This window comes from Variovorax paradoxus, from assembly GCF_902712855.1.
GTDB classification, from domain to species: domain Bacteria; phylum Pseudomonadota; class Gammaproteobacteria; order Burkholderiales; family Burkholderiaceae_C; genus Variovorax; species Variovorax paradoxus_Q.
In genome coordinates this window covers 4,047,785-4,071,008 of the sequence record NZ_LR743507.1, presented here as the reverse complement: position 1 = coordinate 4,071,008, position 23,224 = coordinate 4,047,785, and the positions used below count along the sequence as shown (strand labels likewise).

Below are 23,224 nucleotides of genomic sequence, written 5' to 3'. Positions count from 1 at the left end.
GTGGGGTCGATCAGCCTGGGACTGTAGCGGTGCGCGGAAGTTCATGGCGCTTTGCGGCGCCGGTGTCAATCGGAGAATTCTTGCCAGCCCCCTGCGATGACACCGAGCCTGCGGCAGGGCTGCAGTCCGCAGAATCCTGCAATGACCCCGGCCAGAGAGCCCGAGGCATTCACCAGGAGACAGACCCCATGAATTCCCTGCACCGGTGGCTGCGCGTGGTGCGCAGCGCGGCCCTGTGGGCCCTTGCGGCTTCCACGCTCTGCACCTTTCCCGCGCTGGCCGCCTACAACCAGAGCCTCACGCGCGCGCTCGACGCCGGCCAGATCTATGGCAAGGCCGCGGCCAACAACACGCAGGCGTTCCTCGGCATTCCCTTCGCGCAGCCACCCGTGGGCAACCTGCGCTGGCGTGCACCGCAGCCGCCGCTGCCGTGGGGCGGTTCGCGTGCGGCCACCATGCTGGCCGGCATGTGCGCACAGGTCGGCAATCCCTTCGGCGAGCCCGACCCGGCCACGTTCGGCCAGCCCGTGGGCAGCGAGGACTGCCTGTACCTCAACGTGTGGCGGCCCAACTCCAGCGCCGACAACCTGCCCGTGTTCGTCTGGATCCACGGCGGCAGCAACACCAAGGGCTCCGCCAAGGACCCGACCTACGACGGCGCCTACCTCGCCCAGAAGGCCAACATGGTCGTGGTGACGGTGCAGTACCGCATGGGCATGCTCGGTTGGCTCAACCATCCGGCGCTGAAGACGGGCAATGCGCTCGACGACTCGGGCAACTTCACCACGCTCGACCTGGTGCGCGCGCTCGACTGGGTCAAGGCCAACGCGCAGGCCTTCGGCGGCAACCCGCAGCAGGTGACCGTGGCCGGACAATCGGCCGGCTGCATCAACACCTGGGGCCTGCTGCAGTCGCCGCTGGCGGCGGGCAAGTTCCACCGCGCGGTGTGCATGTCGGGCATCCCCAATGCGTATCCACCGGTCGTGGGCACGCTGGCGGCCGAGTCGCTCATCGACAACCTGCTGGTCGACACCGGCCGCGCGTCCACCCTGGCGCAGGCGGCCGCGCAGCGCGCAGGCATGGGCCAGGCCGACATCGCCTCGCTGCTGCGCAACGCCAGCGCCGCGCAGATCATGAAGTTCACGCCCAGTCCCGTGGTGCCCGGCCACTTCACCGACGGCACCGTGATCCGCGCCAGTGGCCTGCCGGGCCTGCTGCTGGGCGACTACAACAAGATGCCGCTGATGATCGGCTCCACGCACGACGAGGGCTCGTACTTCGCCTTCCTGTTCGGCATGGGACAGCCCACGCAGCAGGAGTTCTGGAACCTGAGCAACTTCGCGCCGCCCGGCACCGTGACCTTCGACCAGCTCATCAAGCCCGAGTGGCGCCCGGTGTACACGCAGACGCACGAGGTGCTGACTTATGCGATCGACAACGTGATCGACAACGTCATCCGTGTGCTGCGGCTGCAGAACGGCGACATCTACCGCTACAACTACAACTGGGACGACACCCCGCAGCCCTGGAAGGACACCTTCGGCGCGTTTCACGCCATCGACGTGGCGGCGCTGTTCGGCAATTTCGTGACCGACGAGCCCAACTTCATGCGCTTTGCCTGGAGCCCAGCGAACGCCGCCAGCCGCAAGGCGCTGTCGGACAGGTTCATCGACTACACCGCCAGCTTCGCGCGCTACGGCGCACCGAGCCGGCTGTTCGACGGCAAGACGCCGTGGAACAACTGGACCAACTTCGTCTGCCTGCTTTGCAGCAAGCGCATGGTGTTCGACAACCAGTCGTACATGTCGAGCGACGACTACCTGTTCTTCTGGCCGCGCTACACGCTGCTGTCGCCGCAGCAGCGCGACTTCCTGCTGCAGCAGGTCGACTTCAACGCGTTGCCGGCCAATGTCGATCCGCTGCGCGGCGGACCGCGCTGAAGGGCCTGCGGCCTACTGCACCAGGCCGTGGCGCACCGCGTAGAGCACCAGTTCGGCGGTGCTCGCCACGCCCAGCTTGTCGAGGATGTGGGTGCGGTGCGTGCTCACCGTCTTCACGCTGATCAGCATTTCCTCGCCGATGACGGTGAGCGACAGGCCCTTGAGCATCATCAGCATGATCTGGTGTTCGCGCACCGTGAGGCGCTGGTGCGCCGGGCGGTCGTCGCGGCCTTCGAGCTGGCCGCTCACCAGCGGCGCGGCGCGCGCGCTCAGGTACTGGCCGCCGCCCGCCACTCGGCGGATCGCGCGCACCAGCTCGGCCGGCTCGGCATCCTTCGCGATGTAGCCGCGCGCGCCGCCCTGGATGGCGACCAGCGCGTACTGCTCCTCGGCGTACATCGACAGCATCAGCACCGGCAGCGCCGGCTGCAGCGCGCGGATCGAAGCCAGCACTTCCAGCCCGTTGCGGCCCTCCATGCCGATGTCGAGCAGCACGATGTCGAAGCGGCGATGCCGCACATGCTCCAGCGCGTCCGCGCCGTTGGCGGCCTCGGCCGCCGTGCGGATGTCGGCCTCGTCGTGCAGCAGGCGCTGCAGGCCCGAGCGGAAGATGGTGTGGTCGTCGACCATGAGGATGTCGATCATCCGGCCGTCCTTCACAGCAGCGGCGCACGCAGGCTCAGCCGCGTGCCCTGTCCCGGCGCGGAGACGATGCGCAGCTCGCCGCCGATCTCGCGTGCGCGTTCGCTCATGCTCAGCAGGCCCAGCGCACTGGCGCCGGGCGCCGCGGTGTCGAAGCCGCAGCCGTCGTCGTGCAGCGCCAGGTGCAGGTGCCGGCCGTTCTCCACGCGCAGCGTGACCGCCACGTGCCGCGCTTTCGAATGGCGCGACACGTTGGTCAGGCCCTCCTGGAAGATCCGGTACACCGCCGTCGTGCGCCGCGGCAGCAGGCGCAGCGTGTCGGCCTGCGCGTCCAGGCTGTGCGGCACGCCCGAGCGGCGCGTGAACTCGCGCAATTCGTTCGCCAGCGCCGCCGACAGGTCGAGGTGGTCGAGCGCACTGGGTCGCAGCGCCTCGGAAATCTGCTTCACCGTGTCGATGGTCTGCTGCGTGAGTGCGATCAGGCCTTGCGTGAGCGCCTGCATCTCGGCGCTCTCGGCGCGGCGCTGGATGCGCGTCGCGTCCATCTTGATCGAGGTCAGCATGCCGCCGAGCACGTCGTGCACATCGCGTGCCATGGCCAGGCGCTGCTCCTCGAGCTTGTTGGCGGTGTAGGCGGCCAGTGCCTGCAGCTGCTCGCGCGAGCTGCGCAGCGCTTCCTCGTTGTGCACGCGGTCGGTCACGTCGACGCCCACGCCCATCACCGCGGCACGGCCGCGAAAGGTGATGCGCGAACCGTGCACCTCCACGAGCCGGACGCCGCCGTCGCGATGCAGCCCGCGCGTGATGAAGTGCATGCTCGGCGGCGTGCCCGCGAGCCGGTCCCGGATGCGCGAGCGCACCACCTCGAGGAAGTCGGGCGGCACGATCTGCGCGAGCGGCATGCCCGTGACCTCTTCGGCGGTGTAGCCCGCGATGGCGGCCCACGTGGCGTTGCTGTAGACGAAGCGGTCGTCCTGTATCACGTAGATGCCCGCGACCATCTGTTCCACCAGTGTGTGGAAGGAGAGGTCCTGCAGGCTTTCGCGGTCGGGTGCGGTCAAGGCGGGATGGTGGCTGCTGTGGCTGCTGCGGCTGGGGGCCGGGCGCGTGGGGATGATAGGGCGGGGGTGCGCCCATGGCCGATGGCTGCGGGTTTGCGAGCAGCGGGCTTGTCCCGAGGCGTGTGCAGAAAATTCCTATGGCACGCGAATGCGCGCCGGGCGGCCTTGCTTCGGCCGTGGCCGCTCGTCATTCCAGTGCGCGCATCGCTCCATGGAGAATGCGCCATGCCCGACGTCCAACCGCACGATCCCGCGCTCGTTCCCACGCACACCACGGCGGCCACCTCGTCGGTCGCACACTGGGTGGCGCAGCACCATGGCATTGCGGTGCAGCAGTGCCACCTGATCCGCCGTGGGCTGAACGACAACTACGCATTGCGTTCGTCGGATGGCGCCCGCTATGTGGCAAGGCTGTATTCCATCCGGCCGCGCGGCGGCTTCAACATCGATTTCGAAACCTCGCTGCTGGCGCACCTGGACGCCAGGGGCGTGGGCGTCGCTGCGCCGATACCGGCATCCGATGGGCGCATGCATGTGCCGTTGCAGTTTCCCGAAGGGCCGCGCGCCCTGGTGCTGTTCCGGCATGCCGCAGGCGCGGTTCCCGACACGCTGGACGACATCGAACTCACGGGGCATGCGCTGGCCCGGGTGCACCAGGCGGCGCGCGACTACGCAGGCCCGCCGAGCCGCTACACGCTGGACGGCCATCACCTGGCCGGCCGGACCCTGGGCTATCTGCAGGCACATCCGGAACTGGACGCGGAGTTGCTGGAAACCTATCGCGCACTGGTGCTTCGGCTCCTCGGCGAATTGGCCGGTGCAGAGGCCGGGCTGACGCGCGTCGTCTGCCACGGCGACACCCACGGCTTCAACAACCATGTCGCCACGGACCCGGATGGAACCCGGACGTCGGTGTTCTTCGACTTCGACGATGCGGGCCCGGGCTTCCTCGCCTACGACCTGAGCGTACTGCCCTGGTCGTACATGTTCCGCAAGAGCCTCAAGCAGCCCGACGAGCTGCTCCGCGAGCGCTGGGCGCGTTACCTGCACGGATACCGTGCGGGCGGCGGCGAAGTGAGCGACGGCGACCTGGCGGCCCTGCCGCTGTTCCTGCAGTTCCGGCACCTGTGGAACCTCGGCGAGGCCGCGGGACGGCTGCATCACTGGGGGACGAACGCGGTGCCCGCGGATTGGCTGCAGAAGCAGCTGGAAGTGTTCGAGGCGTGGGGGAGGCTGGATCTCCGTGCGTGACGACAGTGTTCGAAAGCTTCCGGTCCACGGACTTCAAGCCATGCCTGCACCATCTCTTTGGAAGCACGGCCACTTCGCTCAGCGTGCATTGCTTCTTTCCACTGCGCTGCTGATGGCCGCCGGATGTGCTCCCGTCGAGGTCCGGGAAAGCCGCAACATCGAGGCCGTGCTGTCGGCGTCGCGCGGCGAGCCGCCTGAAGCGCTGGCCCGGAAGCTGGCCGCGCAGGGCTACGACTGCACGACCGGCGAGGGTGCCACGTCCGGCAAGCAGGGAGCGCTGCAATGCTCGAGCCGGAAGGGCAACCTCTGGCCGCCTTACTCGTGCATCTTCAGGGTCGATCTGACGACCGGAGAGCAAGCAGGTTCGACCGGCGCATCCCCGAGCGTGAGCCACGCGTGCGCCGGGCTCTAGGCGGTTGCGGCGCATGCTGCGGCTGATGCATCGGCCTGCCGGTCCGGCACCGGCATCGGGCTCTGCTTCTCAACGCACGTGCTGCAGGCCCTGCGCCGGGGCGCCGACGCGGTCGCGGTCGATCTGCCGGCCGGCCACATGCGACGCGAAGATCGCCAGGACGAAGACGCCGACGCTCAGGAGGCTCAGGTAATGCGCGCCGAGGTAGTGGATGCCCACCGCGCCGAGAATGCCGGCGGTCGTGACGCCCAGGTAGGTCGCAGCGGTGTTCAGCCCGAGCAGGACAGGCGCGATGACCGGTGCCACGTTGACCAGCCGGTACTGCTGCGGCCCCTGGATGCCCCAGCCCGTCGCGCCCCAGACGGCGATGGCCAGCGCGGCCGGCCACAGCGAAGCGCTCGTCCACGGCAGGAAGGCCATGTCCACCGCCTGCACCACGAGCACCACGAACATGACCTTGGTCGGGCTCGTCCTGTCCAGCACGCGCGCCAGGGCGATGTTCGTCATGGTCCCGCTGGCACCCCACACGACCAGCAGCGCGCCGAAGACCACGGCGTTGACCAGCACCCGATCGAAGACCACCGAGAAGTAGACGTAGACCAGGAAGTTGCCCGCCATGCCCAGGTAGGTGGTGAGCAGGGTCCATCCGATGCGCGAGTCCTTGAGGGGTGCGAGCCGCGCCTTGAGACCGATCTTCGGCGGCAGGGGCACGTTCCCCATCAGCGCCATGATGCCGAGGCCCGCCGCGAGCCCGACCGCCGAGACGAAGTACATGGTCCAGCGCCAGTCGCCCAGGCCTCCGAGAACCGTCCCGATCGGCGAGCCGAGTGCCGTGGCCGCCGTGAGGCCGGCGACGATCACGGCAATCGCCTGGCCGCGGCGCTCGGGCGCCACGATGGTCGCGCCCGTGCCGGTTGCGGTCGGTGCGTACATGGCGGCGCCCAGCCCTGCAAAGACGCGCGACACCAGCGCGATCGTGAAGGTCGGCGCGATCGCCGTGGCGAGGTTCGCGAGCACGAAGATGCCCAGGCCCGCCAGCATGAGCCGCTTTCGCGGCACGTTGCCCGCGATCGCGGCGATCGTCGGCGCGAGCAGCGCATACGAGATCGCGTACAGCGTCGTCAGCTGCCCCGCGATGGCGACGTCGACGCCGAAGGTGTGCGCGAGCTGCGGAAGGATGCCGGCCACGACGAACGTGTCCGTGCCCAATGCGAACATGCCGAGAGCCAATACAAGAAGCCGGTTGTCCATGGTCTTGCCCTCGCTCTCACAGTGATGCGCCGGACGCCGCGGGCGCCAGCGACGCGGCCGCGTCACGGATGCGCCCGTCGGCGTCGCGCATCGTTGCGAACACGTGGTGCCCGCGGGCTGCCAGCGTGAGGGCGGCGTCCTTGCCGAAGCCGGTGGAGGCGCCCGTGATGAGAATCGTCTTTTGCATGTCCTGCTTTCCGTGAATGGTGGGTCGCCTGCGCGAGTCGATGCTCATGCGCTGCGAAAGAGCTGCTGAACCTCGCCGAACGGCTTCGCACCGGCCAGCAGCGCATCGGAGCGGCCTGTGCCGAGGAAGTCCTTCGCGGCGCGCCCGGCGGTGGCCCACGCCAGCTGGGGAATGGCCGAACCGGCACTGAGGCGGCGCACGCCGAGCGTGGCCAGTGACGCGGCGGCAGGAAGGCCGCCCCACGCCATGACGTTCAGCGGCAGCGGCGTGGCGCGCGCGACGCTCTCGATATCGGTCGGCTCGTGCAGGCCCGGAACGAACAGGCCGTCGGCGCCGGCCGCGGCGTACTGCGTTGCACGCCGGATCGTCTCTTCCACCCGCTTCGACGGTTCCGCCAGCCCGGCCAGCAGCACGTCGGTGCGCGCGTTCACGAACAGGTCGGCATGCGTCCTGGCCAGGAACTCGCGGATCGCTCCGATCTTCCGCGACAGCACTTCCGGGTCGTCGTGTCCGTCCTCGATGTTGATGCCCGCGACGCCGATGTCGACGAGGCGCTGCACGAGGCCGACGACGGCCTTCGGATCGTCCGAGTAGCCGTTCTCGATATCGACCGACAGCGGCACCCCGAGCACCCTGGCCATCCGGGCGGCGGCGCCGACGGCCTCGTCGACGGGCAGCGCCCGGCCGTCGGCATACCCCAGCGCCCAGGCCAGCCCGGCGCTCGTGGTGGCCACGGCCTTTGCGCCGGCGCTCTCGAAGAGCCGCGCCGAGACTGCGTCCCAGGCATTGGGCAGGACCAGCGGCGCGGCGGTGGCGTCATGGAGCCGGCGAAACAGCGAGACGGTGCCGCCTGTTGCGTGTCGAGAGGTTGTGTCGGTCATTTGCAGTTCCTGAATGGATCACCGCCTTCGGTGACAGGCGCAAATCTTCGCGATAAACTGCCATGGCGTTAAGGTCGTGTTTCCGTCGTTTCAAGCCATCGGCGAGGTGTTTCCATGATTCGTGTCGGCGTGGTGATCTACCCCGGTTTCCAGCTCCTGACCCTGGCGGTCATCTCGGTGTTCGAGTACGCCAACATGTCGCTGGAGGAGCCGCTCTATGCCCATACCCTGCTGTCCGAAGAAGGTGGCCCGGTCGCGTCTTCCTGCGGCGTCGAGGTCGGCACGGTGCCCTTCGGCAACGTGCGCTACGACACCGTGCTGGTGGTCGGCGATACGGTCGTGACCCAGGGACCTCCGGCGCTTCTTGCCTTCCTGCGCAAGTCGGCGCGGCGCTCGCGGCGCATGGGTGCGGCGTGCACGGGCGCCTTCAACCTCGCGCAGGCGGGTCTGTTGAACGGCAAGCGGGCAACGACCCACTGGGCCCACGTCGCCAAGATGCAGCGTGACCACCCGGAAGTGAAGCTCGAGGAGGACAGCATCTTCGTGCAGGACGGCAGCGTCTGGACTTCCGCCGGAGCAACCGCCTGCATCGACCTGGGGCTGGCGCTCGTCGAGGAAGACTGCGGCGCCGACATCGCCAAGTTCGTCGCGAAGCGGATGGTCGTGTACCACCGGCGAACCGGCGGCCAGTCGCAGCATTCCGCGCTGCTCGAACTGCTGCCCCGGACCGATCGCATCCAGAAGGCGCTGACCTACGCGAAAAGCCATCTGACCAACGAACTCTCGGTCGAGGAACTGGCCGAGGCCGTGCATCTGAGCCCGCGCCAGTTCGGCCGCGTGTTCCGCGAAGAGACCGGGCAGACGCCTGCCAAGGCGATCGAACGGCTGCGGACCGAAGCCGCGCGGCTGATGATCGAGTCGCAGCTCCTGCCCATCGAGACCGTCGCCAGGGACACCGGCTTCGGCGACCCCGACCGGATGCGCCGCGCGTTCCTGCGCGCCTACGGTCAGCCGCCGCAGGTCATTCGCCGGGCGAATCGCACCGAGGTGCGGCGCGCCTAGCAGCAGCCCTCCTGCCAGCCTTCCTGCTGATCCTCAACCCTCACGCGGATGAAGCATGGCGGCCAATCTGCCTCGTCGCAAAGGCCGCATGGACAAGGGCACGGCGGCGACCCTGCCGCTGTCGAGCACGGGCCCTGGCGGCCCGGCTGCCAGCCTGCGTATCCTTGAGTCGGGCCGTGACCGCAGCCCTTCCTCGGGTTGTCGATGACACGGCGCTGCGGTAGCCTCGCGGCTCCAACAGCCCCCAGGAGTTTCCGATGTCCCGTCGCTTCGCCCTCTACACCGGCGCCGCCGTCGCAGCTGCCGCCCTGATCGCCGGTTGCGGTGCCATGAGTTCGTCGGGCAGCAACCCCATGAGCTTCTTCATCACCAGCGCCAACCCCGGCAAGGGCGGCGACCTCGGCGGCCTGGCGGGTGCCGACCGCTTCTGCCAGTCGCTGGCAGCCAGCGCCGGGGCGGGTGGCAAGACCTGGCATGCCTATCTCAGTACCGCTGCCATGAACGGCCAGCCGGCCGTCAATGCGCGCGACCGAATCGGCAGCGGTCCATGGACCAACGCCAAGGGCGTCGTCGTCGCCAGCAGCGTGGCCGACCTGCACAGCGCCAATGCCAAGGTCGGCAAGGAGACCTCGCTGACCGAGAAGGGCGAGGTGGTCTCCGGCTTCGGCGATGCCGTCAACCGCCACGACATCCTCACCGGCTCGCGCCCCGACGGCACCGTCGCCGTGCCCGACCCCGGCAAGGACACCACCTGCGGCAACTGGACCCGCAGCGACGGCGGCTCCGCCATCGTCGGTCACCACGATCACAAGGGCACCAACCCCGACCCGGTGGCCAACGCCTCGTGGAACTCCTCGCACGGCACGCGCGGCTGCAGCGTCGACCAGCTCAAGATGAGCGGCAGCGCGGGCCTGATGTACTGCTTCGCGACGAACTGATCCGGATGGATGGCGTGCGGGCTTCGGTCCGCAACCTCGAGGCTGCTGCACTGGCGTCCCTGCCGATTCGCCGGCAAGGTCTGAAGGTTGCCTGACTGTCGAGCCGCGCCCGGTCAGTACCTGGACCCAAGCAGCCGCGCAATGCCGAAGCCCGATGCCACGGCCACGCAAAGGAACGCCAACGCCGCGAGCCAGCCCGAACGGGTGAAAAGGTACGCGCCGAGCGCGGCGCCTGCTGCTGCGAACGCACCGAGCCATTCGAGCGCCGGGTCGAGCCAGCTCCTGGGGCGGTGCGGCTTGTCGGGCAATTGCCGCAGCGACGGCGATCGTGCATCGGCGCGCTTCCTCCTGCGCGGGTCGGGAAAGCACTCTCTCAATGTGTCCGGCGGCCATGCCTCGTCCGCCGACGAACCAAGGCCTGCGAGGGTCCAGACCGGGTCTGTGTCGTGCCGTGCCAGGTCCTTCAGGAGCGGGGCCAGCGCACCGCTGCCGCTCGGGTTGTCGACGGCCGCGAGCTCGGCGCGCAGCCAGGGCTGCGCATCGGCGGCATCCGGCAGGCCTTGGGTGCGCAGCAGGATGTGGTGGGGGAAGCCTTGCGCGACGAACGCTTCGAAGGCGTCGTGGATCGGCCGGTAGCGCTCGCCGATGGCTGCGATCAGGTCTTCGCGCCGCGCCGACAGCCGCGCGAGCGCGGTGGCCGTGTCGATGACGAGGTACGGGTAGGTCGCCTCGGGGCCGAAGTCCTGCAGGCATTCCTCGCGGTCGGTGGCCGCGTCCTCGTTGTCGATGTCGTATTCGTCGATGAAGCGCGCGCACCGGATGTCGTCTTCGCTGAAGAGCGCGCGCCAGAACAGCGGGAAGAAGGCGTTGGCCTCCAGCTCGGCGCCACTGCCGAAGAAGCCGCGCCATTCGTTGCGGCTGCCCTCGGGCATGCGGGGCAGCGGCGAGCTCGAGAGGTAGACGGGGTGGGACATGTCGGCGCTCCAGGGGGCCAGGGAAGGGCGGGGCGGGCGGATCTTACCGGCGCACGGCGGTGGCGGCGTTCGACGCGAAGCACCGCTGCAACGAGTGCTCCGGCCGGTCCGGTCCGTCCTTTTCCAGATTGACTCGACCCGCCGAGGTGCTGCGGAAGCCAATGAGGAAGCCCCTGCAGGCGGCTGCGATTGTTTCCATCGCATGAACGCCGCGGTTCTTTTTGCCTAGGGTTTTCACCGAGAGATCGGCGCACAATTCTTTCCATGGACCAGCCCTTCAGCTGATCCACGGAACCAAAAACCTAACCGACCGATTGAAGGAAATCCAAATGACCGCCTCGAAGCTCCTCTCCGCCATCTCCATCGCCCTGCTGGCTGCTGCCGGCGCCGCCCATGCCGAAACGTATGACGGCGTGCATCAACTGACCTCGGCCGCCAGCCGTGCCGAAGTCGCTACCCAGGGCGTGGTGGCCGCACGCAGCGGCAACCTGTATGCCGACGGCGCCAACCAGGGCCCGGTGCAGCTGATCGCATCGACCACGAGCCGCGCAGCCGTCCGCGCCGAAGCCGTGGCCGCCGCCCACAGCGAGAACCCGTATGCCGAAGGCGTGACCTCGCGCGTCGCCCCGGTGCTGGCCAGCGGCCTCGACCGCTCCACCGTGCGCGCCGCAGCCCGTGCTGCAGCCCGCGGCGACGCACTGCCGCTTTAATCGCGCGGCGCTGCCCCGCCTCGTCGGCGAGGGCAGGCACGCAAGGGACACGAGTGCCGGTCCTGCGAAAGCAGGGCCGGCATTTTGTCGTGCAGGATGGGAAGAGAGGAAGAAGGAAAACGGGAGACGCGCGAAGGCGCGTCAGGACACCCGTTCCTCGATCGGTCCCACGCGGTCCGGATAGAAGGCCACGTAGTCCCTGATCGGCGCGACCGAGTCGTAGGGCGCCTCGTAGGTCCACACCGCATTCACCGAGCGTTCGCCGCCGGCCGGAATGCTGTAGTAGTTGCATTCGCCCTTGTACGGGCAGTAGGTGGCGTGCGAGGTGCGCTCCAGCAGCGACATCTTCACGTCCTTGCGCGGGATGTAGTGCACGGCCCCGAAGTGCGATTCGCGCAGCGTGAGGGCCTCGCGCGTGTCGGCGACGACGCGGCCGTCGACCGAGACGATCACGCGCAACGGGTTCGGCGTGATGGTGATCGCATGGTCGGGCCCGGGGGTCTTGATGGTGCGTTCCGGCGTGGCGAACATGGGCGGCTCCTTCGTTCAGAGAGGTGACGCAAGAATCGGCGGATGCGCATCTTGCCGCGATGGCGTGTCGGTTTGAAGTCCCCCTTCAATCGGCCCAATGGCAACGTGGTTAAAGGCTGCCATGGCCATCCGATGCGCTCTGGAAGCCTTTCGGCTTCATTTCGCTGCGCGCGCCGCAATACCGTCGCGGTGCATCAGGATGTAAGGGTTGCGCTGCGCCGTGTCGCCGGCTTCCGTGGTGGCTCAACCCTCGATGAACCGCAGGCCGGCCGTGCCGCCGACCACCAGCGCGATGCAGGCGAGCCTCGGCGCCGACAGCCCCTCGCCGAAGATCAGCACGCCCATCAGCACCACGCCGACCGAGCCGATGCCGGTCCAGATCGCATAGGCCGGTCCGAGCGGCAGGTAGCGCAGCGCGCGCGCCAGCAGGTAGATGCTGACCAGCGCGGCAAGCACGCCGAGGGCCGACGGCACGGGCCTCGTCCAGTCCTGCGATTGCTTGAGCGCGGCGGCCATCGCGATCTCGACGAGACCGGCCGCCATGAGAAATACCCAGCCCATGAAAACTCCTTCGGTGATGCAGTGGTGATGAAAAGCCAAAGCCGATAATTCCGGCCCGGGCACCGGCCCGCAAGTACGCACCTTCTGGTAACCATGGGAAATCGAGACATGCCGCCGAAGACGACAGAAGCCGTGGCAGGCGATGCCGCCGGCACCACCGCCGACGTCTGGAACGCGGGCTGCCCCTCGCGCCGCGTGCTGGAGCTCGTCGCCAACAAATGGGCGCTGCTGGTGATTCCGCTGCTGCGCGGCAAGCCGAAGCGCAACAACGAACTGCTGCGCCAGGTGGGCGGCATCTCGCAGAAGATGCTCACGCAGACGCTGCGCGAACTCGAGCTCAACGGACTGGTGCTGCGCGAAGACCGCCACACCGTGCCGCCGCACGTCGAGTACCGGCTCAGCCCGCTCGGGCTGTCGCTGAGCCGGACCTTGCTCGCGCTGGACCGCTGGGCCGAGGCCAACCATGCGCAGATCGATGCGGCGCGGCGGCTTCGGTGATACCGTCTCGCCACGTCGCGCGCCCCGTCCCTGTTCACGTCCTCGTCCCTCTCCCGATACCCACGCAAGGACCGAAGTGAAGAAGCATTTCCAGCTCGCCGTGCCGCTGTTGTTCGGCCTGTTCGCCTGCCTTGCTGCCCTTGGCGCCGGCGCCCAGGAGTGGCCTGCCAGGCCGGTGCGCATCGTGGTGCCCGCGCCCGCCGGCAGCTCGCTCGACGTGATCGCCCGCACGCTCGGCGACCGGCTGCGCGTGATGTGGAAGCAGCCCGTGGTGATCGAGACCCGGTCCGGCGCGGGCGGCCTGATCGGCATGGACACGGTGGCCAAGGCACCGCACGACGGCTACACGCTGGGCATCGGCTTCAACGGTCCGATCGCGTTCGGCCCCTACATGTACGCGCGCATGCCCTATGCGCCGGCGCGCGACCTGCTGCCGATCGTGCTGACCACTTCCCAGCCCAATGTGCTCGCGGTGCAGGCCGACAACCCTGCCAGCACGCTCGCCGAATTCGTCGACTGGGCGAAGAAGCGGGGCGACCGGTTCAGCTATGCATCGGTGGGGGCAGGCAGCTCGTCTCACCTCACGATGGAACTGCTTCGCAGCGTGGCGCAGATCGAGGCGGTGCACGTGCCTTACGCGGGCTCGCCGCCCGCGGGGCTGTCGTTGGCCGCGGGCGACACGCAGGCGCTCTTCGCCGTCGCACCCGCGTTGCTGCCGCTGATCGAGGGGCACCGCGTGAAGCTCATCGCCGTGACCAGCGCCAGGCGGTCCGAACTCATGAAAGACCTGCCCACCGTGGCCGAGTCTGGCTATCCCGGTTTCGAGTCGCTCGCATGGAACGGCTTCTTCACCGCCAGCGGCACGCCGCCAGAGGTGGTGCGGCGCATCAATGCCGACGTCAACACCGTGCTGCGGGAGCCCGCGGTGCGCGAGCTGCTGGCCAACCAGGGGCTGGTGGCGGGCGGCGGCTCGCCCGAGGAATTCAAGGCCTTCATCGACGCCGAAGGCCGCAAGTGGGGCGCGATCATCGCGCGGGTCGGCATCCGGCTCGATCAGTGACACTCGCAGGCCCCGCGCATCGAGGAGAAAAGAACATGGACACCTTTCCCGACGACATCTACACCGAACCCGAGCCCGATCCGCACACGCTCGCCAACCTCGGGCCGCTGACCGGTCTGGCGGGCATATGGATGGGCACCTCGGGCCACGATGTGAGCCCGAAGGCCGACGGCCCCGACGCCGAGGCGTACATCGAGCATGCGGAGTTCCAGCCCATCGACGCGCAGACCAACGGTCCGCAGATCTTCTACGGGCTGCGCTACCACCTGCGCATCGTCAAGCCGGACGACGTCGAGACCTTCCACGACCAGGTCGGCTACTGGCTCTGGGAGCCCGCCACCGGCGCACTGGTGCAGACGCTGTCGATCCCGCGCGGGCTCACTGCCATGGCCACCGGGCACGCCCAGGCCACGGACCGCAGCTTCCGCCTCGAGGCCGTGCGCGGCGGCGAGACCAACGGCATCCTGGCCAACCCCTTTCTCGAGCATGCGTTCAAGACGCTGCGCTACCGCATCGACGTGTCGATCCATCCCGACGGGAGCTGGTCGTACGAGCAGGAAACCGTGTTGAGCGTGCGCGGCCAGGCCGAGCCCTTCAGCCACACCGACCGCAACACGCTGCGCAAGATCGGCGAGCCCACGCCGAACCCGACCGCGCAGGCTGTGTTGGCCGAAGAGGCGGCGAGGACCGCCGCGGCAGAGGCCGCGGATGCCGTGTCGGCCATTGCCGCGGGGGCGGCGAAGCCCGCAGGTGCGTCCGGCGTGCCGGACGCGGTGGCCTGAGCTGATGACCTGAACCGCCAGTGCATCGTTCGCTCCTGTCGCCGGGGTGAGGAAGCCCTCGCACCGCGCGGCCTCCTTCAGTCCAGCTTCAATGATCCGAGCCTTGCCACGATCAGGTCGTGCAGCGTCTGGGCCGCCACCGACAGGCTGCCCTCGCGCCGCTGCACCAGGTACAGCGTGCGCGTGAGCGCGGCCAGCGGCATCGGCCGCGTGACCAGAGTCTTGCGCTGGAAGTGGAACAGCGTGAGGGCCGGCACCACGCTGATGCCCAGCCCGGCTTCGACCAGGCCCATGACGGTGGCCAGGTGCTCCACCTCGAACGCCGCGTTGAGCCGCTGCGGATGCAGCGCCGCATCGAGCGCCTGCCGCACGCTGCTGTTGCGCGCCATCTGGATGAAGGGGTAGGGCGCGATCTTCTTGACCGTGAGGCGCGGCTCGCGCGCCAGTGGATGGTCGGCGCGGCACACCAGGTGAAAGCGGTCGCTGCAGAGCTTGCGTGCGCGCAGGTCGCTGTCCGCGGTGCCGCCGGCGCCCGAAGCCGCAAGCGCGAAGTCGGCCTGGCCGCTGCGCACGTGCGCGATGCAGGCGTCGGAGAGCGCGTCGTCGAGGTCGATGCGGATGCCGGGCCAGGCCGCCATGAACTCGGCGAACACGCCCGGCAGCCAGCCGGCCGCCAGCGAAGGCAGCGCCGCCACGCGCACGCGGCCCTTGCGGCGCTCCACGTGGTCGGCGAGGTCGCCCATGGCGCTGACCATGTCCTCGAGCAGCCGCCGTGCGGCACCTTCGAACAGCCGGCCTTCGGGCGTGAGATGCACGCTGCGCGTGTCGCGGTCGAACAGCCGCGTGCCGAGCGCATCCTCGAGCGTGCGGATGAGCGCGCTGAACGCGGGCTGCGACAGGTGGCTCGCCTGCGCCGCGCGCGTGAAGTTGCGCTGCTCGGACAGCGCGAGAAAGGCGCGCAGCTGCCGCGTGGAGAGGTCGGGCGTCTTTCTCATGGCGGTCCTGCGGGGGTGTTGGGCTATTTGAAAATCGGATCAATCGATCCGTATTTTCGATTTTACGGATGATGGCGCACCACCTACAGTGCGCGCCAATGAACTCCATCGATCCGTCCACGCTGTTGATCGGTTGTGCCGCCGGCTTCTCGGGCGACCGCACCGACGCCGCCGGGCCTGTGGTCGACACGCTGATCGCCCGGATGGCCGGCGCGCCTGCGGGCCGTCGCGCGTTCCTGATCTTCGAGACACTGGCCGAACGCACGCTGGCGCTGGCCCAACTGCGCCGCCGTGCCGACCCCGACGCCGGCTACGAGCCGTTGCTGGACGACATGCTGCGCCCGGTGCTGGCGCGCTGCCTGGCGCACGGCATCCGCATCGTGAGCAACTTCGGCGCGGCCAACCCGCGCGCGGCGGCGCGGCACATCGCACGCATGGCGCGCGAGCTGGGCGCCGGCGCGCCGCGCATCGCCGTCGTGGAAGGCGACGATCTCTCGGGGCCCGCGCACCGCGCGCTGCTGAAGGAAGCGCTGGGTGCGCAGATGGACGGCATCCGCATGGTCAGCGCCAATGCCTACATCGGCGCGGAGCCGATCGCCGCGGCGCTCGATGCGGGCGCGCAGATCGTGGTGTGCGGCCGGGTGGCCGATCCCTCGCTGACCGTGGGCCCCGCGATGTCGCACTTCGGCTGGCGCTCGGACGACTGGGACCGGCTCGGCCGCGCCACCATGGCGGGCCACCTGCTCGAATGCGGCGCGCAGGTGTGCGGCGGCTACTTCGCGGACCCGGGCTACAAGGACGTGCCAGGCCTCGAGGCGGTGGGCTTTCCCATTGCCGAGATCGACGCCGAAGGCCGCTGCACCATCGGCAAGGCCGATGCCACCGGCGGGCTCGTGAGCGAGGCGACGGTGAAGGAACAGCTGCTCTATGAAGTGCACGACCCGGCCGCCTACCTGACGCCCGACGTGGTCGCCGACATCGCCGACGCCGAAGTGCGCGCGCTCCCCGGCACCGGGCGCGTCGGACTCTCCGGCGTGCGAGGGCATGCGCGCCCGGACAGCTACAAGGTCAACGTCTGCCACGAAGGCGGCTGGCTGGCCGAGGGCGAGATTTCCTATGCGGGACCGGGGGCCGAGGCGCGCGCGCGTCTCGCGGCCGACGTGCTGCGCAAGCGGCTCGTGGGCCTCGTGCTGCGGGTGGACCTGATCGGCGCGCTCAGCATCCTCGGCGACGATGCGGGGCGTGCCCTGGCTGCCACGCCCGACAGCGGCCTGCGCGACGTGCGGCTGCGCATCGCGGCCACGCACGCCGACCGCGCGCAGGCCGAGCGGCTGGCGCGCGAGGTGACGGCGCTCTACACCTGCGGCCCGGCCGGCGGCGGCGGCGTTCGCACCGCGCTCACGCCGCGCCTGAACACGCTGTCGTGCCTGCTGCCGCGCGAGGCGGTGCCGGTGCGTTTCGAACTGCTCGACGCGGAGGCGCTCGCATGACCACCATCGACAACGCCGGCACCATCGACACCATCGAGGTGCCGCTGTACCGCGCCGCGCACGGCCGCACCGGCGACAAGGGCGACCGATCGAACATCAGCGTGATCGCCTGGCACGCCGACCTGTATGCGGTGCTGGCCGCGCAGGTCACGCCCGAGCGCGTGGCTGCGCAGTTTCGCTTTCGCGCGCCGTCCCAGGTGCAGCGCTTTCTTCTTCCGAAGCTGCATGCGATGAACTTCGTGCTCGACGCCGTGCTCGATGGCGGCGTGAACGATGCGCTCAACCTCGACACGCACGGCAAGTCGCTGTCGTTCCTGCTGCTCGACATGCCCGTCCGCGTGCCGCGTTCGCTCGAACCGCTGCTGGCCGGGCCGTGACCCTGCGGTTCTCTTATTCCCTTGACCCATTTCCATACGGAGACAAAACAATGAAGCGATTTCCCCTCACCGTGCTGACCGCGGCACTGGCCCTGGCGCCCCTGCTGGGCCATGCACAGGCGTTCCCCGAGAAGGCCATCACCTTCGTCGTGCCGTTCGCGGCCGGCACCGCCACCGACCAGATCGCGCGCGCGCTGGGCAACCAGGTGGCCGCCGAGACGAAGCAGGCCGTCATCATCGACAACAAGGCCGGTGCCAGCGGCTTCATCGCCTCGCAGAACGTGGCCAAGGCGCCGGCCGACGGCTACACGGTGCTCATCACCACCAACACCACGCACGCGGCCAACGAGCACCTGTTCAAGAAACTGCCCTACGACCCGGTGAAGGACTTTGCCCCGGTTGCGGCACTGGGCAAGGGCGGGCAGATCATGGTGGTGAATCCGTCGTTCCCCGCGAAGAACGTGGGCGAGTTCATCGCGCTCGCGAAGAAGGACCCGGGCAAGTACAGCTTCGGCAGCGGCAGTTCGTCGAGCCGCATGGCCGGCGAACTGCTGCAGCAGATGGCCGACATCAGGCTGCTGCACGTGCCCTACAAGAGCAACACGCTGGCCGTGACCGACCTGCTGGGCGGCCAGATCAACATGATGATCACCGACACGGCCACCGGACTGCCCCAGGTGAAGGCCGGCAAGCTGCGCGCGCTGGGCATCTCCAGTTCGGCGCGCTCGCCGCTGGCGCCCGACGTGCCCACCATTTCCGAGGCCGGCGTGAAGGGCTACGAAATGGGCTACTGGTTCGCGGCCTACGCGCCCGCAAAGACGCCGCCCGCGGTGGTCAAGCGCCTGAACGAGCTGCTGGTGAAGGCAGCGAAGAGCGAGGCCGCCAGGACCGCCTTCTACGAGCCGACCGGCACCGAGGTGTTCACGACCACGCCGGAAGAACTGGGCAAGTTCCAGGCGGGCGAGTCGCAGAAGTGGGGCCGCATCGTGAAGGCGGCCGGGATCGAGGCCGAATAAGCCGCGATATCAGCGCCGGCCCGATGCCGGCGCGCTGTGCACCGCGAACCCCGCCTGGCCCGGCGCGATGTCGGGCCGCAAGGTGAGGGCGGGGATCTCGTAGTCGCCGGCGTTCTGGCGGCGGAACGGAATCGGCTCGGCGGTGAAGAGCGTGTCGAGCCGCTCGCCCAGTTCTACGGTGATGCGTGCGAAAGCCGCCTGGTCCACCTTGCCCGTGCGGTGCACCACGTACGGCGGCATCACGTCGAAGCCGGGGTAGTAGAGGATGCCGTGCTGGATCGGAAACAGGAGGTCGTCCATCGGCCCGTTGATGCCGCGCGGCGCGTAGTGCGTGGCCCAGCCGCCGGTGGTCGTGACCACCATCGCGCGCTTGCCGGCGAGCGTGCCCTCGCCGAAGCGGTCGCCCCAGTGCGTGTCCGAATGCTCGCCCACGCCGTAGGCGAAGCCATAGGCATAGATGCGCTCGAACCAGCCCTTGAGGATGGCGGGCATCGAATACCACCACAGCGGAAACTGGACGATCACCGCATCGGCCCACAGCAGCTTCTGCTGCTCGGCGGCGATGTCGGCCGCCTGGGTGCCGGTCTCGAAGGCGCGCAGGGATTCCAGCGCGGGATCGAAGCGGGCGGAGGCGTCGCGCCCGGAGAAGTCGTCGGCGTCGAGCGACGGCTTCCAGCGCATGGCGTACAGGTCGGAGGTGCGCACGCTGTGGCCGGCGGCCACGAGGCGTTCATGCATGAAGCGGTGCAACGCGCCGTTGAGCGAAGCGGTTTCGGGGTGGGCAAGAACCAGCAGGATGTTCACGGTTTCGCAATGGTCGAATGAAGATGTCCGCAGGTTAGGCGCCGTGGCAATATATTGGAAATGAATAGTCTGAATTCCAGGAATTGCCATGAACAATTTCAGCCGGCTCGACCTCAACCTGCTGGTGACGCTCGACACCCTGCTGGCCGAGCGCAGCGTGACCCGCGCGGCCGAACGCCTGAACCTTTCGCAGCCCTCGGTGAGCGTGCAGCTTGCCAAGCTGCGCGAGGCCTTCGGCGATCCGCTGCTGGTGCCCGCGCAGCGCGGCATGCGTCCCACCGCGCGCGCCGACGAGCTGCGCGAGCCGCTGCGCGAGGCGCTCGAATCGCTGGGCCGCGCCGTGGCGCCGACGCGGCCTTTCGATCCCGCCGAGGCCACCACCACCTGGCGCGTGGCCGCGGCCGACTATGCCGAGTCGGCGATCCTGCTGCCGGTGCTCGCCAAGTTGCGCGCAGAGGCACCGAACACGCGGCTGGCGGTGGTGGAGGCGGTGCCATCGCGCATGGCGCGGCAGCTGGAGCAGGCCGAGATCGACCTGTTCTTCCACACCAGCGTAGGTGCGCCGCCGGGCCTGCACCGTCGCGTGCTGTTTCATGAGCGCTATGTGCTGGCCGGTCGCGCAGGGCACCCGCGCCTGAAGCGCCGTCCCACGCTGGCGCAGTTCTGCGCGATGGAGCATGTGGTGGTGTCGCTGTCCGGCGGCGGCTTTGCAGGTCCTACCGACGACGCGCTGGCCGAACTCGGGCTGGCGCGCCGCGTGGCGCTGTCGGTGCCGCACTTCCTTTTCATGATGTCGGTGCTGGCTTCCACCGACATGGTCGCGATGCTGCCGGAGCGGCTCGCACGCGGCGCGCCGGACTTGCGCGTGGTCGAGGCGCCGCTGGCGGTGCCGGGTTACGAGATGGCGATGCTGTGGCACGAGCGCCGCCATCGCGATCCTGGGCACAAGTGGCTGCGAGAACAAATCGCAGCGAGTCTTCAGATGGCGCACCGGAGAATCGCGCCATGAGCAGCAGCACCTCGAAACCTGGCGCCCGTCGCATTGCTTGCCTGTTGCTGGGCGTCGCGTTTATGGCTGGCTGCGAACGCGCGCCGCAAATCAGCCCGCAGGCGATTGCCACGCGCAATGCGCCGCCCGAGCGGATGTTCAAGGGCACGCTGGCTGGACAGCCCGCGCACTTCGTCGTCGATGCCTGCGAGGTCTTCCGCGTGCGCCACATGCGCGGCGACGAGGTCGAATGGACAAGCGTGCTGGCGCCGGAGCCGTACCCGTTCTTCACCGGCTGCGAGCGGCAGTCGCTGAGCTTCGATGCGGCCGAAGGGGTGCTCACCGCCACGCTCGGGCGCCGGGCCTTCGGTGCCGGCGGATGCTGCGCCACCGGAGGCACCTACCGCACCACCGACGGGCTGGTGTGGAAGCGGACTGGCCATTGAGGCGATGACGGCATAGGCCGTCCGTCGAATGCACAAAGCCGGCCGCGGTCCCTAGCATCGGGTGCATCGCCGTTCCTGCCGATGCCCGCCCATGCCTTCGACGAACTCGCCCTCCGCCTTCATGGCCCGATTCACCCGGCTGGCCGGCGCGGCCATGCTGTCGCTGGCCGCTGCCAGCCCGTTCGCCGCCGAACCCGCCAAGGACCATCCGCTGGTCGGCCGCTACGAGGGCTCGGTGCTCGACGGCTACAAGGCCGCCGCGTACGACGAGGTCGGCCTCATCAAGGAGCCGTTCCAGAACTGGGGCGGCGGCAAGCCCGACCTGCTGCAGGTCGAGGGCAAGGTGACGCTGTACCTCTACAGGCTGCCCAAGGAGCGCTCGCTGCTGGAGGTGCAGCGCAACTACGAATCGAGCCTGAAGGCCAAGGGCTTCGACGTGATGTTCACCTGCGGCACGGCCAATGCGTCCTGCTACAAGCCGCGGCCCAACAGCGTTGACACGAACACGCCCTACGACTTCGCGCTCGCCTTCGACAACCCCGAGTGGCCGCGGCTGGGCAGCCGGGGCGACTACGCGCGCAACTACTTCGGGGTGAGCGGGCGCTACCTGCTGGCGAAGAAGACGGGGCCCACGGGCACGGTCTACGCCAGCATCGCGCTGGCCGAGCACAACGCCGACGTCGGCAACTACGCCTTCGTGCGCGTGGTCGAGAGCAAGGCGATGGAAGACAACAAGATCGTGTTCGTCGATGCCACGGCCATGCAGAAGAGCCTGGCAGAGACCGGGCGCGTGAACCTCTACGGCATCCTGTTCGACCTGGACAAGGACATCATCAGGCCGGAGTCGCAACCCACGCTCGACGAGATGACCAAGCTGATGCGCAGCAACCCGCCGCTGAAGCTGTCGGTGGTGGGCCACACCGACGCGCAGGGCGACGCGAAGCACAACGACGACCTGTCGAAGCGCCGTGCGCTGGCGGTCATCGCGGTGCTGGTGAAGGCGGGCGTCGACCCGCGCCGCTTCACCACGCGCGGGGCGGGTGCGTCGGAACCGGTGGCGCCGAACGACAACGAGGCGGGGCGCGCGAAGAACCGGCGGGTCGAGCTCGTGCGGCTCTGACGGACGCGGGCGTCAGCGCCTGAGCACGGCGAACAGCGTGCCCCAGTTGCCGGGCGCGGCGTCGACCAGCGCGTTCAGGTGTGCCTGCAGCCGCGAGGCCACTTCCTGCAGGCGCATGCTGTCGGCCAGCGGCTCTTCGCCGGCCACTTGCGCGATCCACAGGTCGGCGTCCTCGGAGCCGGCTTCTTCGGGCACCTCCCAGCCGCCCGCCGCGCCCAGCAGGTAGCGCAGGTGGTACTGGATGGTGAAGCCCGGCTCGGTACTGCCTTCGCGGCGCACACGGTCGAGGCGATCGAGCGCGGTGGCGAGCTCGCGGCTGTCGAAGCGGCGGCTGTCCTCGTCGCTGCACAGCTCGGAGCCTTCCTGCGCAAAGCCGACCAGCGCGCGCCAGTAGGCCTTGTCGTGCGTGCCGTCGCGCTGGGCCATGTGGCGGCTGGCAAAGCGGGCCATCAGGGCGGGGTCTTCGATGAGCGGCGACAGCACGAGGTCGCTGCGGAAGTCGAAGCCGAAGAAATGCATCGTGCCGTCGAGCGTGATCGCCTCGATGGCACCGATGTGGCCGTCCCGCCCGGCCAGCGGGGCGGGCACGCCGGCGTCGCCGGGCGCCGCCGGTGGGGAAGGCGGAGGTTTTTTCCTGAAGAAACCGAACATCCGAAGATCCTTTGGGGGAGTTTCAGCGTGCCGCCATGTTCGCAGCTTCTTCAGGTCACGGGCACGCTGGTTTCCTTGAGCACGCGCAGCACGAAGTGCGACTTGCTGTGCCGGATGCCGGGAATCTTGTAGAGCTTCTCGCGCAGCAGCCGCTCGTAGTCGCGCGTGTCTCGCACCGCAATGCGCAGGTAATAGTCGTAGTCGCCGGAGACCAGGTAGGCCTCCTGGATCTCGGGAATGGTGGCCAGCGTGCGGCCGAAGTCGTACAGCGCTTCGTCGGTGTGGCTCTCGAGCGTGACCTGCACGATCACCGAGTCGTGGTAGCCGAGCTTGGCCGCGTCGACGTCGACCGTGTAGCGCTTGATGACGCCCGTGGCCTCCAGTTTCTTGATGCGCGTCCAGCAGCTGGTGGGCGACAGGCTGACCTCGTTGCCGATCTCCTGCAGCGTCTTGCGCGAGTCCAGCAGCAGCACGCGCAGGATGGCCAGGTCGGTCTTGTCGAAAGATCCGTCGTCGTTGCCAAGGATTTGCCGATTGATTTTCATGAATCGAGCCTAATGAGCCAAAAGAAAGAAGCATATTTTGCGCCGAAACCG

General features: G+C 68.8%; 27 protein-coding genes. 15 read left to right on the top strand and 12 right to left on the bottom strand.

What is annotated here, in order from left to right; translation table 11 throughout:
- The first annotated feature begins 188 nt into the window (after positions 1-188).
- On the top strand, positions 189-1,940 hold the full coding sequence (locus AACL56_RS18950; RefSeq protein ID WP_339091356.1) for a carboxylesterase/lipase family protein: 1,752 nt from the start codon (positions 189-191) through the stop codon (positions 1,938-1,940).
- A 12-nt stretch (positions 1,941-1,952) separates the two neighbouring features.
- Here the strand turns inward: AACL56_RS18950 and AACL56_RS18945 are convergent, their stop codons facing one another.
- Complete coding sequence (locus tag AACL56_RS18945; protein ID WP_339091355.1) at positions 1,953-2,585, bottom strand: response regulator; 633 nt, start codon at positions 2,583-2,585, stop codon at positions 1,953-1,955.
- A gap of 11 nt (positions 2,586-2,596) precedes the next feature.
- The gene (locus tag AACL56_RS18940) at positions 2,597-3,643 is read right to left on the bottom strand and encodes a PAS domain S-box protein (RefSeq protein WP_339091354.1); all 1,047 of its coding nucleotides are present in this window, start codon (positions 3,641-3,643) and stop codon (positions 2,597-2,599) included.
- Positions 3,644-3,868: 225 nt separating this feature from the next.
- Here AACL56_RS18940 and AACL56_RS18935 point away from each other — a divergent pair, with 225 nt between their 5' ends.
- A complete protein-coding gene (locus AACL56_RS18935) occupies positions 3,869-4,894 on the top strand; it encodes a phosphotransferase enzyme family protein (RefSeq protein WP_339091353.1) in 1,026 nt (341 codons plus the stop codon).
- A gap of 40 nt (positions 4,895-4,934) precedes the next feature.
- On the top strand, positions 4,935-5,306 hold the full coding sequence (locus AACL56_RS18930; RefSeq protein ID WP_339091352.1) for a hypothetical protein: 372 nt from the start codon (positions 4,935-4,937) through the stop codon (positions 5,304-5,306).
- Between the two features lie 69 nt (positions 5,307-5,375).
- Here AACL56_RS18930 and AACL56_RS18925 read toward each other — a convergent pair whose 3' ends face one another.
- From AACL56_RS18925 to AACL56_RS18915, 3 genes are read right to left on the bottom strand one after another with little or no spacing between them, the layout of a single operon-like run.
- Positions 5,376-6,557: an MFS transporter gene (locus tag AACL56_RS18925; RefSeq protein WP_339091351.1), complete on the bottom strand. Its 1,182-nt coding sequence runs from the start codon at positions 6,555-6,557 to the stop codon at positions 5,376-5,378.
- Between the two features lie 16 nt (positions 6,558-6,573).
- Positions 6,574-6,744 (bottom strand): SDR family NAD(P)-dependent oxidoreductase, encoded by a 171-nt coding sequence (locus AACL56_RS18920; RefSeq protein WP_339091350.1) that lies wholly within the window; start codon positions 6,742-6,744, stop codon positions 6,574-6,576.
- 44 nt (positions 6,745-6,788) lie between these two features.
- Complete coding sequence (locus AACL56_RS18915) at positions 6,789-7,625, bottom strand: isocitrate lyase/PEP mutase family protein (protein WP_339091349.1); 837 nt, start codon at positions 7,623-7,625, stop codon at positions 6,789-6,791.
- 114 nt (positions 7,626-7,739) lie between these two features.
- Between AACL56_RS18915 and AACL56_RS18910 the strand changes: the two genes are divergently transcribed.
- Both AACL56_RS18910 and AACL56_RS18905 read left to right on the top strand, forming a co-directional pair.
- On the top strand, positions 7,740-8,687 hold the full coding sequence (locus AACL56_RS18910) for a GlxA family transcriptional regulator (RefSeq protein ID WP_339091348.1): 948 nt from the start codon (positions 7,740-7,742) through the stop codon (positions 8,685-8,687).
- Between the two features lie 257 nt (positions 8,688-8,944).
- On the top strand, positions 8,945-9,625 hold the full coding sequence (locus AACL56_RS18905; protein WP_339091347.1) for a hypothetical protein: 681 nt from the start codon (positions 8,945-8,947) through the stop codon (positions 9,623-9,625).
- A gap of 113 nt (positions 9,626-9,738) precedes the next feature.
- Here the strand turns inward: AACL56_RS18905 and AACL56_RS18900 are convergent, their stop codons facing one another.
- The gene (locus AACL56_RS18900; RefSeq protein ID WP_339091346.1) at positions 9,739-10,599 is read right to left on the bottom strand and encodes a hypothetical protein; all 861 of its coding nucleotides are present in this window, start codon (positions 10,597-10,599) and stop codon (positions 9,739-9,741) included.
- A gap of 329 nt (positions 10,600-10,928) precedes the next feature.
- Here AACL56_RS18900 and AACL56_RS18895 point away from each other — a divergent pair, with 329 nt between their 5' ends.
- Positions 10,929-11,309: a helicase SNF2 gene (locus AACL56_RS18895; RefSeq protein WP_339091345.1), complete on the top strand. Its 381-nt coding sequence runs from the start codon at positions 10,929-10,931 to the stop codon at positions 11,307-11,309.
- Between the two features lie 141 nt (positions 11,310-11,450).
- On the opposite strand, the gene AACL56_RS18890 is transcribed toward AACL56_RS18895, so the two are convergent.
- Both AACL56_RS18890 and AACL56_RS18885 read right to left on the bottom strand, forming a co-directional pair.
- Entirely contained in the window at positions 11,451-11,840 is a 390-nt protein-coding gene (locus AACL56_RS18890) for a DUF427 domain-containing protein (protein ID WP_339091344.1), read from the bottom strand.
- A gap of 243 nt (positions 11,841-12,083) precedes the next feature.
- Positions 12,084-12,401: a DMT family transporter gene (locus AACL56_RS18885; protein WP_339091343.1), complete on the bottom strand. Its 318-nt coding sequence runs from the start codon at positions 12,399-12,401 to the stop codon at positions 12,084-12,086.
- 108 nt (positions 12,402-12,509) lie between these two features.
- Here AACL56_RS18885 and AACL56_RS18880 point away from each other — a divergent pair, with 108 nt between their 5' ends.
- The 3 genes from AACL56_RS18880 to AACL56_RS18870 all read left to right on the top strand — a co-directional run bounded on the left by AACL56_RS18880 (position 12,510) and on the right by AACL56_RS18870 (position 14,741).
- Positions 12,510-12,899, top strand: a complete 390-nt coding sequence (locus AACL56_RS18880) for a winged helix-turn-helix transcriptional regulator (protein WP_339091342.1) — start codon at positions 12,510-12,512, stop codon at positions 12,897-12,899.
- Positions 12,900-12,975: 76 nt separating this feature from the next.
- Positions 12,976-13,959: a Bug family tripartite tricarboxylate transporter substrate binding protein gene (locus tag AACL56_RS18875; protein ID WP_339091341.1), complete on the top strand. Its 984-nt coding sequence runs from the start codon at positions 12,976-12,978 to the stop codon at positions 13,957-13,959.
- Between the two features lie 35 nt (positions 13,960-13,994).
- Entirely contained in the window at positions 13,995-14,741 is a 747-nt protein-coding gene (locus tag AACL56_RS18870; RefSeq protein ID WP_339091340.1) for an FABP family protein, read from the top strand.
- Between the two features lie 77 nt (positions 14,742-14,818).
- Here the strand turns inward: AACL56_RS18870 and AACL56_RS18865 are convergent, their stop codons facing one another.
- On the bottom strand, positions 14,819-15,736 hold the full coding sequence (locus AACL56_RS18865; RefSeq protein WP_339091339.1) for a LysR family transcriptional regulator: 918 nt from the start codon (positions 15,734-15,736) through the stop codon (positions 14,819-14,821).
- 98 nt (positions 15,737-15,834) lie between these two features.
- Between AACL56_RS18865 and AACL56_RS18860 the strand changes: the two genes are divergently transcribed.
- From AACL56_RS18860 to AACL56_RS18850, 3 genes are read left to right on the top strand one after another with little or no spacing between them, the layout of a single operon-like run.
- Entirely contained in the window at positions 15,835-17,226 is a 1,392-nt protein-coding gene (locus AACL56_RS18860) for an acyclic terpene utilization AtuA family protein (RefSeq protein WP_339091338.1), read from the top strand.
- Positions 17,223-17,603, top strand: coding sequence for an AtuA-related protein (locus AACL56_RS18855; RefSeq protein WP_339091337.1), 381 nt, complete (start codon positions 17,223-17,225; stop codon positions 17,601-17,603). The genes AACL56_RS18860 and AACL56_RS18855 overlap by 4 nt, the downstream gene beginning before the upstream one ends.
- 50 nt (positions 17,604-17,653) lie before the next feature.
- Positions 17,654-18,619 (top strand): Bug family tripartite tricarboxylate transporter substrate binding protein, encoded by a 966-nt coding sequence (locus AACL56_RS18850; RefSeq protein ID WP_339091336.1) that lies wholly within the window; start codon positions 17,654-17,656, stop codon positions 18,617-18,619.
- Positions 18,620-18,628: 9 nt separating this feature from the next.
- Here the strand turns inward: AACL56_RS18850 and AACL56_RS18845 are convergent, their stop codons facing one another.
- Complete coding sequence (locus tag AACL56_RS18845) at positions 18,629-19,423, bottom strand: NAD(P)H-dependent oxidoreductase (protein WP_339091335.1); 795 nt, start codon at positions 19,421-19,423, stop codon at positions 18,629-18,631.
- 88 nt (positions 19,424-19,511) lie between these two features.
- Here AACL56_RS18845 and AACL56_RS18840 point away from each other — a divergent pair, with 88 nt between their 5' ends.
- The 3 genes from AACL56_RS18840 to AACL56_RS18830 all read left to right on the top strand — a co-directional run bounded on the left by AACL56_RS18840 (position 19,512) and on the right by AACL56_RS18830 (position 21,977).
- On the top strand, positions 19,512-20,432 hold the full coding sequence (locus tag AACL56_RS18840) for a LysR family transcriptional regulator (protein WP_339091334.1): 921 nt from the start codon (positions 19,512-19,514) through the stop codon (positions 20,430-20,432).
- Positions 20,429-20,857: a hypothetical protein gene (locus tag AACL56_RS18835; protein ID WP_339091333.1), complete on the top strand. Its 429-nt coding sequence runs from the start codon at positions 20,429-20,431 to the stop codon at positions 20,855-20,857. The genes AACL56_RS18840 and AACL56_RS18835 overlap by 4 nt, the downstream gene beginning before the upstream one ends.
- A 121-nt stretch (positions 20,858-20,978) precedes the next feature.
- The gene (locus AACL56_RS18830; RefSeq protein ID WP_339091332.1) at positions 20,979-21,977 is read left to right on the top strand and encodes an OmpA family protein; all 999 of its coding nucleotides are present in this window, start codon (positions 20,979-20,981) and stop codon (positions 21,975-21,977) included.
- Between the two features lie 12 nt (positions 21,978-21,989).
- Here AACL56_RS18830 and AACL56_RS18825 read toward each other — a convergent pair whose 3' ends face one another.
- Together AACL56_RS18825 and AACL56_RS18820 are read right to left on the bottom strand one after the other, a co-directional pair.
- Positions 21,990-22,628 (bottom strand): hypothetical protein, encoded by a 639-nt coding sequence (locus AACL56_RS18825; RefSeq protein ID WP_339091331.1) that lies wholly within the window; start codon positions 22,626-22,628, stop codon positions 21,990-21,992.
- Between the two features lie 50 nt (positions 22,629-22,678).
- A complete protein-coding gene (locus AACL56_RS18820; protein WP_339091330.1) occupies positions 22,679-23,173 on the bottom strand; it encodes an Lrp/AsnC family transcriptional regulator in 495 nt (164 codons plus the stop codon).
- Positions 23,174-23,224: the final 51 nt, after the last annotated feature.

Excerpts from the sequence above, each read along its gene's own strand:
- AACL56_RS18850 (WP_339091336.1), top strand. The coding sequence starts at position 17,654 with ATGAAGCGATTTCCCCTCACCGTGCTGACCGCGGCACTGGCCCTGGCG.
- AACL56_RS18950 (WP_339091356.1), top strand. The coding sequence starts at position 189 with ATGAATTCCCTGCACCGGTGGCTGCGCGTGGTGCGCAGCGCGGCCCTG.
- AACL56_RS18890 (WP_339091344.1), bottom strand. The coding sequence starts at position 11,840 with ATGTTCGCCACGCCGGAACGCACCATCAAGACCCCCGGGCCCGACCAT.
- AACL56_RS18840 (WP_339091334.1), top strand. The coding sequence starts at position 19,512 with ATGAACAATTTCAGCCGGCTCGACCTCAACCTGCTGGTGACGCTCGAC.
- AACL56_RS18825 (WP_339091331.1), bottom strand. The coding sequence starts at position 22,628 with ATGTTCGGTTTCTTCAGGAAAAAACCTCCGCCTTCCCCACCGGCGGCG.
- AACL56_RS18900 (WP_339091346.1), bottom strand. The coding sequence starts at position 10,599 with ATGTCCCACCCCGTCTACCTCTCGAGCTCGCCGCTGCCCCGCATGCCC.
- AACL56_RS18855 (WP_339091337.1), top strand. The coding sequence starts at position 17,223 with ATGACCACCATCGACAACGCCGGCACCATCGACACCATCGAGGTGCCG.
- AACL56_RS18935 (WP_339091353.1), top strand. The coding sequence starts at position 3,869 with ATGCCCGACGTCCAACCGCACGATCCCGCGCTCGTTCCCACGCACACC.
- AACL56_RS18945 (WP_339091355.1), bottom strand. The coding sequence starts at position 2,585 with ATGATCGACATCCTCATGGTCGACGACCACACCATCTTCCGCTCGGGC.
- AACL56_RS18925 (WP_339091351.1), bottom strand. The coding sequence starts at position 6,557 with ATGGACAACCGGCTTCTTGTATTGGCTCTCGGCATGTTCGCATTGGGC.
- AACL56_RS18835 (WP_339091333.1), top strand. The coding sequence starts at position 20,429 with ATGAGCAGCAGCACCTCGAAACCTGGCGCCCGTCGCATTGCTTGCCTG.
- AACL56_RS18860 (WP_339091338.1), top strand. The coding sequence starts at position 15,835 with ATGAACTCCATCGATCCGTCCACGCTGTTGATCGGTTGTGCCGCCGGC.
- AACL56_RS18885 (WP_339091343.1), bottom strand. The coding sequence starts at position 12,401 with ATGGGCTGGGTATTTCTCATGGCGGCCGGTCTCGTCGAGATCGCGATG.
- AACL56_RS18870 (WP_339091340.1), top strand. The coding sequence starts at position 13,995 with ATGGACACCTTTCCCGACGACATCTACACCGAACCCGAGCCCGATCCG.
- AACL56_RS18820 (WP_339091330.1), bottom strand. The coding sequence starts at position 23,173 with ATGAAAATCAATCGGCAAATCCTTGGCAACGACGACGGATCTTTCGAC.
- AACL56_RS18915 (WP_339091349.1), bottom strand. The coding sequence starts at position 7,625 with ATGACCGACACAACCTCTCGACACGCAACAGGCGGCACCGTCTCGCTG.
- AACL56_RS18920 (WP_339091350.1), bottom strand. The coding sequence starts at position 6,744 with ATGCAAAAGACGATTCTCATCACGGGCGCCTCCACCGGCTTCGGCAAG.
- AACL56_RS18830 (WP_339091332.1), top strand. The coding sequence starts at position 20,979 with ATGGCCCGATTCACCCGGCTGGCCGGCGCGGCCATGCTGTCGCTGGCC.
- AACL56_RS18910 (WP_339091348.1), top strand. The coding sequence starts at position 7,740 with ATGATTCGTGTCGGCGTGGTGATCTACCCCGGTTTCCAGCTCCTGACC.
- AACL56_RS18905 (WP_339091347.1), top strand. The coding sequence starts at position 8,945 with ATGTCCCGTCGCTTCGCCCTCTACACCGGCGCCGCCGTCGCAGCTGCC.
- AACL56_RS18930 (WP_339091352.1), top strand. The coding sequence starts at position 4,935 with ATGCCTGCACCATCTCTTTGGAAGCACGGCCACTTCGCTCAGCGTGCA.
- AACL56_RS18895 (WP_339091345.1), top strand. The coding sequence starts at position 10,929 with ATGACCGCCTCGAAGCTCCTCTCCGCCATCTCCATCGCCCTGCTGGCT.
- AACL56_RS18880 (WP_339091342.1), top strand. The coding sequence starts at position 12,510 with ATGCCGCCGAAGACGACAGAAGCCGTGGCAGGCGATGCCGCCGGCACC.
- AACL56_RS18865 (WP_339091339.1), bottom strand. The coding sequence starts at position 15,736 with ATGAGAAAGACGCCCGACCTCTCCACGCGGCAGCTGCGCGCCTTTCTC.